Here is a 16,703-nt window from a genome sequence, read left to right on the forward strand (position 1 = left end):
ATTTCCTTATGAAAAAGTTCCGCTCAGTAGCGCTTGTTATTGCTAGTATTTCTATTGCTTCAGGTGCAGGGTTCTATTTCACTTCTACTACTAAAGCTAATGACACTGCAGGACATGTTCAGGAACAAATAACCATAATTAAACCAGCAACTGAGATTAAAGAAAAAATGCTTAATGCCATCGATAATTATCAAACCGTTCAAGGGACATACCGAAACATCACCAAAAACAGGAACATTACCGTTGATTTCGAAGTAGAACAAGGTTCTAACCCATACAGTCGTATTTTGGTCAAAGACAAGGCGGGTATCAAAAAAGAATCTATTTCGGATAAGAATACCCTAACTGAGTTCGATGTGAAACACAAAACCTACACAAAAGACGACAAGTCCAAAATCAGTGATGAAAAAGTGGCAGTACGTGAATTTAAAGACAGCAAGAATGAAAAGCATATGGTACATCGAAGCGATCCGGCTACGGCACAAGACGCTCAGCTTGTTACCTTTCCCCAACAAATTGCATTTTGGCTTAAAGATGACGAAAAAAACTATAGTATTGTCGGAAATGAAACTTTATTGAATCGAAATGCGACAATCATTGAAGGTAAATTGACGTCAACGCTATCCGAGAAATTTGGAAGCAAATTCAAACTCTGGGTAGATACTGAAACAGGGGTTCTGCTTAAATTACTGACGTTCGATGCGCAACAAAATGAAACAAGTCGAATTGAAGTTTTAAATATTGAATTTAATAAAAGCCTAACACATAAGTACCGGACGGATGATACAAAAGGATTTACGAACATTAAAGAAAGCGCGAAGTAAATTGAAATAGAGCGCACGACTTTAAAGGTTGTGCGCTTTTTTGTGTACAAATATGGTACAACTACCAGATTCACATTACAAAAGTTAGACATTTAGCTCGAACTACCTTCAAAAAACACATTTTTTTCCGATGCCCTAGAAAAAGTGAAAAGTGCTTCTACGTATTCTTTTAATAGGCTCAATTGGGTTATTTGTGGTTTAAATTTCTTACTAATCATGGCTTTATCTAAAATCCCCTTGTCGGGAACACAAATTATAACACATAGTGCCGGATTTCTTTTTTCAATTGCCACAGTTATTTTTAGTCCTTTTAATTTAGTTACTGGCTTTATCTTTGAAGTAATTAAAGAAAGTGTATTTAAAGGACGAGAGGTTTACAAATATATATCAATAGGGTAAACAACTATCTCTTAGCTTATTTATTCATCTATATTCTGGATTATTATTTAACAGGTATTGTGATTTCGCATTTTGGAATCGCAGCTCTGACCCTCTGTTATACGGTGATCTTTGAACTATACGAATAATATGAGCCTTTTATAAATAGATGGAATAAGAAAAATCAAAATGAGTAGGCAATATTCAACAGAAGAAAAAATGTGCTTTATGGTAGTGTTACACAGAATATACACTTAGTATGGATGCATCGACGTCACTCTAAATTTGATAAAAAAGTGTGCGCGGCAAGTAAAGACAATTTATCCATGAATTAAAACAAACATTCTAGATTATGGATTTCATTAAATGACCTGTCCCCATTCAAATAAGTTTGCCACTCCCATTCCCAAATCTGTAGAAGCAAAATAAGTTTGCCGCTGAAACCGGAGATCTACAGGGTAAAAGCCTGAAAAATCAAGAAAAAACCAAAAAATGAAAAATATATTTTATGCTGAGACCAAGGGAAAAGACTGGGGAAGATCAGGGTTCGGAGGGTAATTCGTTGAATTAAAACGATTGGTAAGAGCGTTCGGACAGCTTGAGAAGAGTGAGTGGAGTTTGGATTGGGAAATGCCTGAGAAAGCAATTGGGAAGGCTTCAATGAGGAAAAACGTAGGCGTGGCAAGAGTTTCTGATTGGGATAGGCTTGGATTTGTCATCATTGGGACGAGACATACGAGGCGAAATCAAGGTTTAGAGTTGCCGCGGCGGATGATCGAAGAATTATCAACTAGGGAGATCGCTTGGGAAAGGAAATAAGCCGAGCGAATATCAGGGTAAATGCCTGATTCCGGTCGGCTCAGCGGTAAACTTATTTTACTCAGCGGCAGACTTATTTGGTAATGGGCAGACTAAAATGCTTTTTTACAACACACTTCGTACGATTAACGCGACATTTTCCACATGCACCGTATGCGGAAACATATTATCATGGGATATAATCTGTTCCAATCCACTGGAACCTTGATTTGACTGGCTTTATTCCAATGGGCATCCTTTCTAAAAGGCTGGTTGCCGTGCGTTTCGGTTGATGTTTTACATCAATTTTACATCAACAATCCTTTATCCCATTACCTCCAGTGGAGGAAGAGTATTTACTGTACGTTAAAGGATAAAGCTGTGAATAGTGGAGAAGCATTTTGCTTTTTGATCCGTGTGCACTTAATCGCTCAGGAACATAAAGATGAAAAAGGAACCCTGCCAACGGGGCGTAGGTTCCGAGATTTTAGGGATTTGTCAGAAAGTGAGCTATAAGGGAAATCAAGATGTAAAGCCTTATGTGGTAAGAGTTTGAGCGATTTCATGAAAATGAAGGTGTTTCATTTTCAATGCGCCGCGGAAAGCCGAATCGCTCAAATTATTTCAAAATTCATTTCAAATTCAAGTATAAAAATCACCCTTCTAACGGGTGAAATGGGAAATATATGTTAGAATTTTTAACAATATCTGCATTAAACAATGTTCCTTAGTTCCACAAAGTATGCCTCATCACTATACACAGCAGATTCAAAATATTCTTCAATTATATAATTACTCTGGACATTAATCTTTACACTTGAAGTAGGAGTCAAATCTTGTTCCTCTATCTATAGAGAAAGTATTCCTCTATAACATTTACTGCATAACCTTCTACTAAACTCTCATAATTATAATAGTCGTATTCTATTTTATTAAAATCCACATTATATAGTCCATTTTTTTCTGCTGCATCAATCATTTCTTGCTCTAACTGCGATTTGTCAATATCCTCTAAAATATTTTCGATAATCTCCTGCGCTATAAACTCAAAATCCTCATCCTCAGGATAATCTTCAATACACCCTAACATATATGACTCAAAAAGAGACATAATCTGCTCTTCGGTTGAAATATGTGCAATATCAGCCAATTTATTCAATATTTCATTTTGAACATTTTTTTCCATCTTTTTAAAGTCATAACCTTCTTCATTTTTTTCCTCTGTAACCCGAATAAGTTTCCATATATTCCCTGAATTCGAAGCTCGATAAAGCAATTCCATATATTCTTTATTATTCAATATCATACTCAAATTATAACATTTCAAATTTAGTATATCGATAATTACATCTGAATCCCACATTAATAATAAGTAATTATTTTGAAATATTTTTTCTAAAACCCCAGCAATAATACTTACATATGCATTATTCTGAAAACCACATTCAAGTATGCACTTTAAATATGGTATACATATTGTATTTTGAAGTAGAATTCCCTGATCTATAAATTTAAACGGCAAAACTTTAAGCTTGAAGAATTCTTGAGGATTTATTAATAGCTGATTAATTTTCTCTTTACTTTCATCTAGCCTTTCAATTTGTTCAAAATATACAGCTGCTAAGATAAGATTCTCTTTGACCGGATATATTTTTTTAGATAAATAATCAATTATAGAAGGGTGTCTAAATGAAATATTATTTGCATTATCAAAAGAAATTAGTGCTTTTAGACGCTCCCTTGTGTCATTAAAATCTTCAATTTTCTTAATCTCCATTCTTTTGTTAAAATTTTCAAAGCATTCATCAACGATTTTTTGTTCAACAAAAGTATCTGAAAGTGAATAAAGAACAAATAAATAATTTAAAGCATTATTATCCAACGCACTAACTTCTTTTTCCCATATACAAGTTGGATTATCCAAATGAGTTAAAATAGTTTCTCCAAATTGGTTCGACTCTTTCGATCTGCAATCGGAAGTAGCTCTTTCAATTATCAATGGACTAAAGTTTAAATGTTTGATAATTGCATTAAGTGTTTTTTTATCATTCAATAAATCTCCAATTTTATCCCTAATAACATTTTTTAATATGTATTTACCAAAAATATTAATACGATCATCCACAACATATCCCTCTGCAACAGGCAACACTTTAGTATCATATTTAAAAAATTGGGCGAGGCTTTCATTTAGTTTTTTAGAATTTTCAAATATTGTTGTTCGTGTGGTAAAAACTATTTTTTTAGTTTTACATTGCTTTATAAACTTTAATAACTCTTCAATTTGTACCAAATAATCTTCAGAATCATTTAGCTTCGTTTTACCCAAAAAATCGTCAAATATAATGATTTCTTGTTCTTTGATAGATTTTTTTAGACTCTCAAGTAATTCTACAATACTTTTTGATTCCAGCTTATCTGAACCATCTATGCTCGTTAATTTACGTACGTTATATTCCCTAGCCAGAGTATTGGCTATCATAATTGCTGTAGACGTTTTTCCAATACCAGATTGTCCCTCCAAAATTACTATGTTCGAATTTTTTAGTGCATCTAATCCAGTATTAAATATAGTTGACTTAACATAAGTATCTTTCATATTTTCAGCAAATACACTTGCATAAGAATTTTGTGGTGTCTCGAATTTAACATCTTCTATTTCTGTACCTAGTTCTTCCTTGATAAACTTGTATATCCTTTCCTGATCATAAATCGACATATTTAGTACTATGTCCATTATCTTTACAATATCTATGATATCTTCAGCAGGAGAAAAAAATACCCCATTTGGGTTTTCAAAGCTTTTATTTCTTAATTTTGTCGCATCTTCTGCTATAGATACAAATATAAAGCGGTAACCTTGGTAGTTTGTTAATATTCCTTTATTTAGTGATTTTTCGATTTTTTGTTTACTACATGTCGATGATACTTGAGCAATGATCTTTTTTTCCGTGTCAACTAAGTCTATACCCTCAACATTCTGCTTAAACGTATTCAAATTGACCAAGCTGTAATCAAAAAGAAGATTAAGAAACTGAGAAAAAAACATTTCGGAATGTATATTCAGATCTAATATATTAAGTTTTCCGCGTACCTTTATCCTAGTAGACAAAGACAGTAATTTTTCCTCAATATAATTAAAATAATTCGTCCTATTCACTAGTCTCTTCCTTTCTCAATTGCTACCTCGGCACTATATTTTTTACTTCTTACAATTTATAGTAACTAACCAGTCCGTTATCCAGCAGGGCAAAAAGGGGAACCTAGACAATTCCCATAAGACGACTGAACATTTGATCATCATTGATTCGGTGCTTATTCTAGCCCCGTACAGCAGGCAGTGTGTACAGGCCTATTTATTTAATCGAGCGGATTTACTGGAATATCGGTAAATCTCATCAATCTCCTCGTCCGTGAAAATTGCGTGTTAATCACCGGCATAAGCCATGTGGCGATCCACATAAGCTCCAGCTTTAGCCTGATCATAATGGGACAGTTTACATTGGAAATCGATACGCTGACGGAGGACCGTGTAGGCTTGCAGGCTCAGTCCTTCCCATAGTTCGCTTTGCCCCGCCAGAATGTGCCAGTAGGAATGTCCCGCGAAAAAGGGGAACGACGACTCAGACTTAGACCGTAGAAGGATTCAAACATACAGATCCTCCTTCGTTTGCTTTCGGTAGCTGACTGCAGGAGCTTGTATCTCTTGCGAAATCTTACAACCCGCAAAAACCTTAATCTAACGGACTTTTCGCTAATGGGGTCTATTTCAAACTACCCCTGTCATGGACTCAGTTACGGAGTATGTGACCACTGTCTCAATGCTTGCTCGAGATTATTAATAAATCTATCCTCGGCTGCTTTATCTAGTGGAGATAAGTCTGTAAATGATTTTGCCCAACCTTTGCTTAAAAACTTTTCAATGCCACCTGTAGACTTATTCGCAATAAATCCATTAAATTGATTTGATGGACAATCGCGTAACATTCCAATAAAAGTCCTTACCAAAGATACACCAGGTGTTGAATCATAAAATTTACACTCCATTGCTGCAATCAATGGTTTATTAGTCTTTGGAGCCCTTCTATTTTTCCTTACTTGATTCGCATGTTGTTCAGCACATATTGAAACATCTATTTCATGGTTTGCCCCTGTTTGTCCCTCATATGTTACATCAACATGCACCTCAAATTTTTTGTTATTTAATTCACAGGTAAGGAAGCAGAAATCTTGAGCATCCGACCACATTTGTCCCGGGGAACCTCTAAAAACAACAACTGTAGGGTTTAAACCCGTATTTATCCCTTTAAGTGTAGCCTTTCCTCCAGCTTTTCTCACGGCCAAAGCACATAACGAAAACACATATGCCTCAAATGCTCGCTCACGAGTATTTGAATTTAATTGCAGTATTTTCCTGGTAGAGCTTATACTAAAAATATTATCTATTGAATTCTTAAGATCAGTTAGTGTTGTCATCTTATCACTCCGTCAACGTAGATAACGAGTTATACAACTTATCAAACTCAAAAATTAAACTTTGCAATTCTTCTGCTCTAATATTAATTTTATCTAGACTAAAATTAATATCAGATAAATCTGGTTCAGTTGAAGTAATATCTGAAATAAATTTTATATTTTGTGGACTAATTTGGAGGTTTGCTGATATTTCTTTAGCTACTGATGGCGCTTCTAATAATCTTGACCTTAAAAAAAATAAAGCGAGTTCAAACTTTTCTCTTGGAGTTCTTTCCCTGAGAGACGTAGTTCCAAGGTCCTTTTGATCTTTTTGACCTTTCTTATCTTTCTTGTTATCTTTATCTATATCTTCGACAACATAAGTATTTGTAATAGCTTTTAATCTATTAACAGTGTTGTTGCTCAATTCCAAATTCGTTAACTTCAAATAGATATATTCAAGTAACTCAGTCCATATTTCGGAGCTGTACGTTTTAGTCACTGCTTTCCTCCCCCTAATAATCGAACTATACTGCTACGCTTTTTCATCCAATATGTGTTAGCTCAAACTTGCCCCATTCCAGGTTACTGTCAAGGGACAGCTGATTCCTTATGTATGCGTTTCTTGTTTACATCAATTTTACATCATCGCTTTAATTTCTGATCTTCTCGCTAACAGTCGCATTTTATTTAAGCCGCGCAAGCCTTGTCATATTCGAGCTTTGTTATTTCTAGTATCGTGGGCTACTCTGTACCACCAGCAACTTCTCTTAATCCAGCAGATATTTCTTCTGCCACATGGGCAGTCAATGTATCTTGATTAACAATTTCAAAATCCTTCATCATCATTTTATAATGAGCAATATGATTCTTTTTCTCGAATATACTCTTAAAGACACCCAAATACCTAGCAACTAAATCTAAATTACTCTCAACATATAAATCTTCGCTTATTGAATGAGACCCATCATTAATCCAAGAAAGCAAAGATCGGCATATCATTTTTTCTTCGTTCTCAAATTCACTCTCAAGATCATCAATGTCTGTATCACCAAAAAATTTGAAATAATTTTCAAGAATTCGTCTCATTATATTTTGAATAGATACAAAATTATGATTATTGGAGTTCCTTAGTTCTTTCCAAAGTAATTCATATGATGTTCTAATAGGATTCTTAGTGAATGGTTCAATCGATGATGTTTCATTTACCTTTCTTAATATCCAATATGTAGCATCACCAAAACTTTTATTGCCCTGATAAAATGTAACTTCTTTATGAAAATAAATATTATGCGTTAGAATAAAAAGCTGTTTTATTTCAGAACTATTCTCTTTGAGCTCGAACATTAGCTTCCTTACTAAACTACTGACCATAAAAAGTACACTGCTATCTAAACTTGAAATAGGGTCATCAATGACAACGACTTTATCAGCCTGTATATCATTAATTTCATTGCTACCCTTCAATAATTGATAAAAATAGAGGAATGTAATAAATGTTTTTTCACCCTCGCTAAGGGTATCATTAGCATCTTCTCCATTTTCCCAGATAATTTTATAGTTCCCATTCTCTTCTGCAGAAGCCAACTGAAATGATTTAAAGCCAAACGAATGTAATATCTTATTAATTTCCGTTACAGAGTACTCGACACTTGTAACTTGTTGTTGTTTTTGAAATAACAATTGTTCAAACTGGCCTTTAAATTGTTTCTTTTGTAGAGAGCTCTTCTCTAACCCAAGCATCCCCCTATCATATAGGTTTGATCAAAATATGAATTTAATTTCTCCTCAAAAAAATTGGGAAGTGATTGTTGGCAAAAAGGACAAATGCCCTCCGTCTCCTTTGAAATAATATGACCTTGTTTAACCCAATCACTTATTTGCAATTTAGTTATGAGGCTAGCAATATCGACATCGTCTTTTCCAATAATTCTTTTTTGAAACATAGGTTCTTCTTCCAGTTGGGATTCAAACAATATCTCGTTTAAATTATTTACTATTTCTCCTTTAGTTCATAAAGACTTCCCTTCAGTTTTCGTAATTCTTCAAGTGGGCGCAGTTCTCTTGAATTATTACTGACTTCCTCCAAAAATTTAGCCATAAACTTATCTCGCGAATTTCTAAATCCTTCAATTGACTCTTTAAAATCTAGATCAATTTTTTTCTTTATTTCCCAACAAGAATCTTTAAAAATTTCAATAATTCTATCTCGATCTGTTATCTTGTCAGAGATGCTCCCTGATAATTTAAATATTGCTTCGTCGTGTTGTCTAATTTTGTCTTTAAGCTCATGAATTTCAGCTTGGAGTTCCACTGACTCTTTACCTAACGTAAATATACCTTTAATCGAATTGCCCATTCGGAAATTTTCATTTACAAAATTCCGATTGTAAACACAAGTTTTGAATTCTCTACCATGCCACTCCAACAAACAAGTGGGGGACATTTCTGAATTCCGAAGGTATTCCGACAAAGTAGTCTTTCCGGAACCGTTATTTCCATAAACAAAATTAATTTTCTTTAAACTTTCCATAGTAATTCCGATTTGATTGTATGTAGCAATATTTTTAAGACTAATTTTTTTATCAAACTCCCTACCCCCTATCTTCTATAATTGACCAATTATTCTTAAATAAATTAATTCTGCGTTAAAATAACATAATTCGACATCAGGAATAATTTTCCTCTATATGATACTAACTAGATCGTGTACATATTTCACGAAATCGACTATTAAATCAACTTGATGGCTTATTGATTTATTTAATCATTGATGGTCTGAAGCTTAAAAGAGTCGAGATTTAAATCAAAAAAGAACCGCGTTCAGTTTGGAGCCACAACCCGCTCATCTCACAGAAAGCGATTCCCTTGTCCAAGTTTTAAAAATCTAAAATACCCATGCGAAACTGCGAAAAGCCACTTATTACGACTCAACGTAGGTTCTTTAATAATTACTCTTCCAATGTGTCTTTAATTTTCTCAAAACAAAGAGTAAAAATCGATAGAATATCGTTATGTGTTAGGCTATTGATTGAGTGAATTCCTCTGCTCCTATAGGTGCAGAACAGATAAATACTGTAATGGACACCCCGTCCTGCTCCGCTGTTTTTATAATTCGGATCACTTTAACTTGTAATTTTCACGATATACTTGAACCATACACTGTACCGTGACATTACACATTTTGCTTGCATCCCAATACTTTGCTGAAATATTTCCACTGGAATCGACAAGCACGAGGTCCAAATAATCTTTCGGCACCGAACTATTTGTTTGCTTCGCTTCAATTCCTTTTATCAAGCAAAAACCGACAAACTCGTCGCCGTCTTTAAAGCCTTTTATTAAAGACGGTCACATTTTCACCTCTATCAAATCTTCCTCTGAGTCAACTTCCACTTCTTCGTCAAACTCAGCGTCGTATTCATAATCATCTTCATTACCGCTTATGTATTTCGATAATGAGTTCAGGACACGCATCGTGTAAGGAAGAATGGTGTGTTTATCATATGTCAAGCCTAGACGTCTTAAATGATCCACTAGAACCGCCAGTTCATCCAATTCGTCATCGTCCTTTGCTCCTAATGGAATGTATTCCACAGCCCTTTGCTGAAGCAATTGTTTCGACGGTGATGAAAACTTTGTTGCATCGTTTGAGATCCCTTTCCAAGCACTAGGTCTCCCGCCTACACCATAATAAACACCGATAGGATCTCTAAAAATTCCTGATGCTTTATTAACTTCATTCCATGCATCGTTAATAATGATCCGATACTGAGGGACATCGTCCGTTGCATTTATACGAATAAACTTTAATCGGGATTCATTGGACAGGCGCTCATTGAGAATAGGAGTTCGATCCCATTGTATTTTGGTATTGCCAATCGACCGCATCCAATTGTTCCTTAATGTAGCGTTCACTAATACAATAAGCTGTCCCTCACTTCGATCTAATTCATCTTGTATCTCTTTGATGATAAACGCTTCAAACACTTCACGGCTTCTATTTTCCTTACGTGGATTATCGAGAAATTTGGCGTCATCCATTTTCAGTGCCGCTTCTTGTAAGGACATCCAAGAATCGATACCTAATATCTTTACACTTAGTTCTGTGCCTGCTAATCTTGAAATAGCAGGTAAAAATTTATTACCTGCTTTCAAGACAGTGACAGATAACAACGTTCCAGGAACATTGATTTTATTGACATTATCACTGAACAGACCATAATCATTGAAGAGGTCCATTACAGCATTAATAATTCGGGACACATTCCCCGTCTCATCATCTGTTAAAGGATAGATGAATTGGGTGAGACGTCCCGTTTTTTTCATCCCTTCCCTGATGGCCTTCTTGGGATCGGTGCCTTCTCTCCATTTATCCTTTTCATCGATTTCTACGAGTGCTAGGACCAGATTGTCCTGCCGTTCTGCTTTGGATAACTGTTTGGCAATCTGATTGATACGTTTGCTCTGGGCAAGTGATTTCTCCTTGTATTTATCTATCTCTAGTTCAGTTACAATGCCTTCAGGATCACAATGAACAAGCTCCACAATAACCTCTTTATCACAATTGAGCCTAAAGAGGGAATCAGATAGGGAATCAAGGACAACAACATAATCAATTGACTTTTGCGCTGTAGACAACACTTCCCTGATCTTCTCAAACATCTTTTCAGAACTATAAATCTCGATGGTTAGTCTTCCTTCATTCGGAGCGACCACTGGAAAGCGACTGTCATTCATACCTCGACGAGTAATGTCTGGGATAAGCTGAAGCTCCTTTGCACCGTAGCCAACTAAAAGATTTTTGACCAAGTTAAACAAGGCACTTTTTTCAGGAAGGCCAATTCCTGACTTCACACTATTCCCGTTAAAAAGATTGTTATTTACGACATAAGCAGTAACTTCACCATGTCCTTCGTGATAGACCTTTGGATTTACGAGCAATAAATCAGAATCGAATGACTCCCCATTTATTACATCCCAGTACAACCCGTCCAAAGCGGTCTCCCAAGCAGTAAAGGAGGAACTGCTTCCAGAACGCCTCTCAATTTTTAATTGGGAAAAGGATCTGTCTGTATTGGTTTCATATGGATTTTGTACTGAGACAAGTACTGAACAGGCATGACCTGATCTCATAAAACATTTTCCGTCTTTGATTTGTTCATTACTTAGATATCTTCTTGTTCCAAGGGATACCGTTAATAAATATCGTCCAGCATCCCCTCCTCGAGTCTTCAAATCAAGCCGAATCACATAAGAAAACGGATCATGGCGATGGGATTTTCGAATCGAATTAGAAATGCATTCATGCTTACCATTGAAAATAACATGATAGAATTTTAGTTCAGTACGCAACTCATTTCCTAGATCAAGAAACTTTGGATCTTGACAAAACTTGATTGCAGCCAAACCGGGAACCCACTGATATTTATCTACGAACTCTTGGATATCACCGAAAGTACATGTTACCCAAACAGGATACGAATCCCTTACATCTTGAGGCAATTCAGAAATCGAATATCCTTTTAAATGAGCCAGCCATCCAAGAGTCAGTTGTCCAATATAGGATTCAGGAATAGGTTGTGTTGAAACAAGCCATGGCTGATTATGAAGCAGCACTTTATTGTCAGAATAAATGCTGATTATCTCGGGGAATATGCTTCTCAGCTTCTTCCCTAACGGTTCTACTTTATAGGAAAGCTTATAACCTCCATTTATACGCTCTTTATTAAAGAAGTTCCGCCAACTTTCCGGCATTTTCATATAATAAATGGTTTCGTTATAAAACAATGATTCATCAATTTCCAGCGCAAACAGTTCCATCTTCTTCATTACCGTGTTCCTCCCGGATCATTTTATTTATCCCCTTGATAAAAGGACCATATAAGCTTTCAAACAGAGGATCCCTTTTGTTCTTCTGCATGATTGAAGCCCAGCTATCCAACATGGACATTCCTTCTGGTTTTCCAGCCGGCTTAGCATCAAATTTTGAGTCACAGTAGAACACTCTGGCATTCTTGCCGCCGCGCAATAATCGTCCGATCATTTGCCAAATCGGAATAAATGTAAACCACGCCATAACTTCTCTTTCAGAATCACTCATAATCGACCAAAAATCAGGCTTTTTGTACATCATTTCAAACTTGGCACTACTGATTTGACGTAATTTGGACACAGCCTTTTCGTAATAAATACTCCTTCCCTCTATTCGTTTCAAGTAACTAGGCAAATAAGCGTGGAGAATTTGAACCATGTAATTCATGTCATTGGGAATAGGATAAGGTCGTACTAGGAAAAAGACCGATCCGAATAGCGCCCCTCCTTGTTGATCTAATATGTTATAACCTCTACCTACTGACATGAGCGGAACAACCAACACTTTAGCCTTTTCTTTAGAGAATGATTCAATCATTGATCTTGGAAATTGATCAGTCTCACGGCTTCTTTCCCTCGATAGAATCTTATACCGGCCTTCCCAACCAGGATCACCATGAAAAACCCTGCCGACAATTGCAACATCGTCATAGGAGTTAACTACCAAGAGGACTCTTCTTGCGGTCCCTTTGCTTTTCCAATGATTCAATTCGTATTGAATATCGGATTTAAGCTGCTGGACCATCTCATACAGATTGCTGCTTCTAGTCTCTTCATCTTGAATCCCTGATACCTCCAGAAAACCGTCTTGACGAACATTAAGTAGTGGTTTGAAAGTCATACTAATTTCCGAGGGTAATCTTTCTGCTTTGAGAACCCACTTTGATCCTGTAGTCAAGTGATAATGTGCTGAATCGGGTGCATGGCTTGTACCGGATAAAAAGATAACTGCCGGCCCTTGTTTCTGATCAGAGTCCTCATAAATACGGTGCCAGTCATGTAGCAATAATCTGCCTACTCCAGTGTATTCAACTAATTTAAATGCTCCTGTTGTATCCCCGTCTTTCAAGTCATATTTGTATCCTATCATTGTGCCTGTCATGGCTTCTTTCATGAATGGTTGGTAATCTCTTTGCATCGTAAATAACGGAGAAAAACCAGCAGACATCCCAAGCTTTGCTTGAATCATAGTGAAGGAAGTCAGAATGAATTTAATGCATTCTTCCGCTCGACATAAATAGATAAAGAACTCCAACTGGGCATAAAATAGCTCCCGCTTTACCCGCGGCTGAATGGTTCCTTTTAGCAGTTTCTCTGTAATTTTTGTAAGCAGCTTTTGTTTCTCTTCGATATTTTCGGTTTCAATTAACTTATCAACAATACTAGATAGGGTGGGATCTTGAAATGGTTCACTTGCATAATTCATCAGGTATTTCCGTATTTTCTTTTGTGCTTCTACGTTATTGGAAAGCTTGTCACTTAATGCATCTGCTAGCGCCGCTACTCTAATAAGATTACGACTAATATTTTTACGCAATGTGTAAGAATAATCTAATTTGTTATATATCCTCCAGATCATGTGATCCAATTGACGGAGCTTATCCTTCCACTCATTCACTACAGGATCACCAGCAAATTGATACTGTCCACTAGTCAGCTGATTGAATTCGTTAAACAGCCGTTCGAAGATATCCTCTACATTTCCAAAAACATTATATTCCGATAAGAATGTCTCATCAAATTGCTTTTGGACTTCATCCGCTTCGTCTACGAATACGATATCCATTAAGTCGTACATTGCTTCATAAATTGTTCTTTCGAGCGGATCTATCATAGCCGGTATTCTTGTTTGGAGCACACTTGCAGACGTAGCCACCCATACATCGGCTTCGGCAAGTCGAGAGAGATCGTGATAAACTCCACAACGATTCGCCAACGGGCACTTCACTGATTTATTATCTTGCTTTAGCCGAGTGCATGGATAATGACTGTTCCGTTCGTAATCCTCAGATAGGGCCTTAATTACACAAACATCAGATAGGTGTTTTAAATCTTGAAATTCGTCCTTCGACCAATCACTAATCTCAAAAATCTCGCTAGAGTTTGCAAATAAATAGTTTTCTTGATGTGACTTCTTTGATGACTTACCTATGATCGGAACGGCACTTATACCTAACTCACGGAGAATTTTGACACGCTCTATCACTTGAGAAACACTGCCTTCTATAAATCCAATTCGGGCACCTTCCTGCTTCACAAGTCGATAAGTTTCCATGAGCATGAATGTTGATTTTCCTGCCCCCAATGCACCACCAATGTGCTGGTTTCCTTTATAAACAAACTCTTTAGCCCGATCTAGAGACTCCAGCACAACTGAACTTGCTCTGTTTTCCCATGCCGAAGATTTATCAACGATTTCATCCATTTCCATTGCCAGAGAAAGTCCATTGAACGGTAGCTCTAGACTAAGTTTTTTTTTCTCACGATAGGACGGCAGCAACCGTTTTTCATTTTCAATTAATGCTTCCGGAATGCTTCCAGAGAAGTTTTGAGCTATTCCTCCTCTTACAATTCTTGAATACTCGAACTTCCCTTGAATGGCAAATGGGATACCATTGACTTGTCTTGGGATTGGTTTATTTAGTATTTGTTCGTAAATGGTATGCCTATTGGTTAAAAATCGTGGAACCAGTTTGTTGGTCTTTCTCTCTTCATTGATATCAAACAACCGATATTTCTTATCAATAGTTCGATAGGCTTCAACTCGTCGGGCGAGTATCTTCTTACTCCTTAGCTCAGGAAATAAAATTCTAAGACGGGCTACAATATCCATACGCTCAATGTTATTTAAGATCGGTTCATCATAACCGACCAAAACCGCCCAAGCTTGATCAATATCAAGTAGCGGGTCAATCAAAAGGCAGCCCGTAATAAATAGTTCCAGACTTATTATTGTTGATATTTCAGATTTTGGTAACTCGAATGAGAAAAATTCTTTACTTATTTCCTCGGTTAAATCCCAAAACGTTCTTCTCAAAAGAACACCTTCTTTAGCGTTTTTTCTACTTCATTTTCCATAATAATATTAATAAATTTCTTAGCTTCTTCATTTAGAAGTGCAGACGCCCTCTTACTATAAAAGGGAAATAAATCATTTCGATATTTGGGAATAACTACATATACGCGTTGGCCGTACTTCTCTATATATGCTTGTGATTTTTGGTTAAAGAAATTTGCTAGTGTTCTTGGGTCTTTGAAATCTTTTATATCAAGAAATATCTTGTTGTTATGAAGTGAGACTGCAAGGTCATATTCATCAATGTTAGGGTATAATTCTACTCCATACCCTTTCCGTTTTAAGAAATCAGCAAGTTTCGTTTCAGAGATCCCAGGCAACAGTACGTATCTCTGAATACCGGGAAGTAATCGATAGATACGTTCATTTTTGAAATCGAACTGGTCTACCACTTCAAAGTCAGCCAGTGAATGACATATATTTTCTTTGTTGCAGCGCCATCGGTCATGTTTATACTCAAGTGTCCATCCACAATGCGGACATTTACGATAATTAACCAGGAGTGAAGTTACCTCTTCATAGCATTGTCGAACAAGTATACTTAGTTCACGATCACGAAACGATTCAGCGAATTGAGCAAGTTGAAATGATGATAATACAGCATTTTGGGGCTGCGACAAAAATGTACGGATTTTTGTATACTCTTCCTGCAATTTCCGACTTTCATCTCTACAGAATTGCAAAATGGCAAACATATTCCTCTGTTGTGCTTCATCAGGGGATATATATGTATTTATGAAATCCTCCGCATCCGGAGTGATCCCAACGAATTCCTCAATCAAAGATGCTTCGCCTGGGTAGTATTCTATTACCCCCTGGATTCCCCATTCATTCGATGGTTTATGCAAAGTTTGAATTAGCCGATGTAAATCAGCAGGAATCTCACTTCCTGACCTTGCTGCTTCTTGTATAAACATTAGCATTCCTCTATGAAGCTCATTAGGGATTTCGGTATAGTTATTAGGCCATTTTTGTAACCCTGTGATAAGGTAATAAAGCATATCTTGAATTTTATTCAATGGGACACGCTCCTCGAAGGTACTTATCAATAATTGTAACCTGGCTATTTGACATCAATTTGTCACCGAATGTTTGTTCCTAATAAAAAACGAACTTCAATATCACTGAAGTTCGCCATGATGTAGATATTTAAGGGTTGTCAAACATTCCTCTATCCCTATTGATTGATTCAAAAGATTATTTTCTTCAAGTTCATACTCCACTGTAACACAGAGAATCAGCATTCTTGATCCGGTCTTCCCGCTCGGGTCTGTAAGGATATAGGAGAATAGCTGTAT

Annotated in this window: 10 protein-coding genes; 1 reads left to right on the forward strand and 9 read right to left on the reverse strand. The window is 36.3% G+C overall.

Features of this window, described 5'->3' with window-relative positions; genetic code table 11:
* The first annotated feature begins 8 nt into the window (after positions 1–8).
* Complete coding sequence (locus PEL01S_RS04650) at positions 9–824, forward strand: sigma-E factor regulatory protein RseB domain-containing protein (protein WP_127459494.1); 816 nt, start codon at positions 9–11, stop codon at positions 822–824.
* 2,020 nt (positions 825–2,844) lie between these two features.
* Here the strand turns inward: PEL01S_RS04650 and PEL01S_RS04655 are convergent.
* The 9 genes from PEL01S_RS04655 to PEL01S_RS04695 form a co-directional block, all read right to left on the reverse strand.
* A complete protein-coding gene (locus tag PEL01S_RS04655; protein ID WP_127459496.1) occupies positions 2,845–5,160 on the reverse strand; it encodes an SMEK domain-containing protein in 2,316 nt (771 codons plus the stop codon).
* Positions 5,161–5,795: 635 nt separating this feature from the next.
* A complete protein-coding gene (locus tag PEL01S_RS04660) occupies positions 5,796–6,476 on the reverse strand; it encodes a hypothetical protein (RefSeq protein WP_127459498.1) in 681 nt (226 codons plus the stop codon).
* Positions 6,477–6,480: 4 nt separating this feature from the next.
* On the reverse strand, positions 6,481–6,957 hold the full coding sequence (locus PEL01S_RS04665; protein ID WP_127459500.1) for a hypothetical protein: 477 nt from the start codon (positions 6,955–6,957) through the stop codon (positions 6,481–6,483).
* 242 nt (positions 6,958–7,199) lie between these two features.
* Positions 7,200–8,198, reverse strand: coding sequence for an AAA family ATPase (locus PEL01S_RS04670; protein WP_127459502.1), 999 nt, complete (start codon positions 8,196–8,198; stop codon positions 7,200–7,202).
* On the reverse strand, positions 8,186–8,455 hold the full coding sequence (locus tag PEL01S_RS04675; protein WP_371860677.1) for an AAA family ATPase: 270 nt from the start codon (positions 8,453–8,455) through the stop codon (positions 8,186–8,188). Before PEL01S_RS04675 ends, PEL01S_RS04670 begins: the two co-directional genes overlap by 13 nt.
* Positions 8,452–9,060: an AAA family ATPase gene (locus PEL01S_RS04680; protein WP_307721994.1), complete on the reverse strand. Its 609-nt coding sequence runs from the start codon at positions 9,058–9,060 to the stop codon at positions 8,452–8,454. Before PEL01S_RS04680 ends, PEL01S_RS04675 begins: the two co-directional genes overlap by 4 nt.
* A 746-nt stretch (positions 9,061–9,806) precedes the next feature.
* Positions 9,807–12,287 carry a pPIWI_RE module domain-containing protein gene (locus PEL01S_RS04685; protein ID WP_127459508.1) on the reverse strand — a complete coding sequence of 827 codons (2,481 nt, stop codon included), beginning with the start codon at positions 12,285–12,287 and terminating at the stop codon, positions 9,807–9,809.
* Positions 12,253–15,366 (reverse strand): pPIWI_RE_Z domain-containing protein, encoded by a 3,114-nt coding sequence (locus PEL01S_RS04690; protein WP_127459510.1) that lies wholly within the window; start codon positions 15,364–15,366, stop codon positions 12,253–12,255. The genes PEL01S_RS04685 and PEL01S_RS04690 overlap by 35 nt, the downstream gene beginning before the upstream one ends.
* Entirely contained in the window at positions 15,363–16,424 is a 1,062-nt protein-coding gene (locus PEL01S_RS04695; protein WP_127459512.1) for a restriction endonuclease-related protein, read from the reverse strand. Before PEL01S_RS04695 ends, PEL01S_RS04690 begins: the two co-directional genes overlap by 4 nt.
* Positions 16,425–16,703: the final 279 nt, after the last annotated feature.

The sequence above is a fragment of the Paenibacillus elgii NBRC 100335 genome (assembly GCF_004000865.1).
In the GTDB taxonomy this organism is placed as follows: domain Bacteria; phylum Bacillota; class Bacilli; order Paenibacillales; family NBRC-103111; genus Paenibacillus_G; species Paenibacillus_G elgii.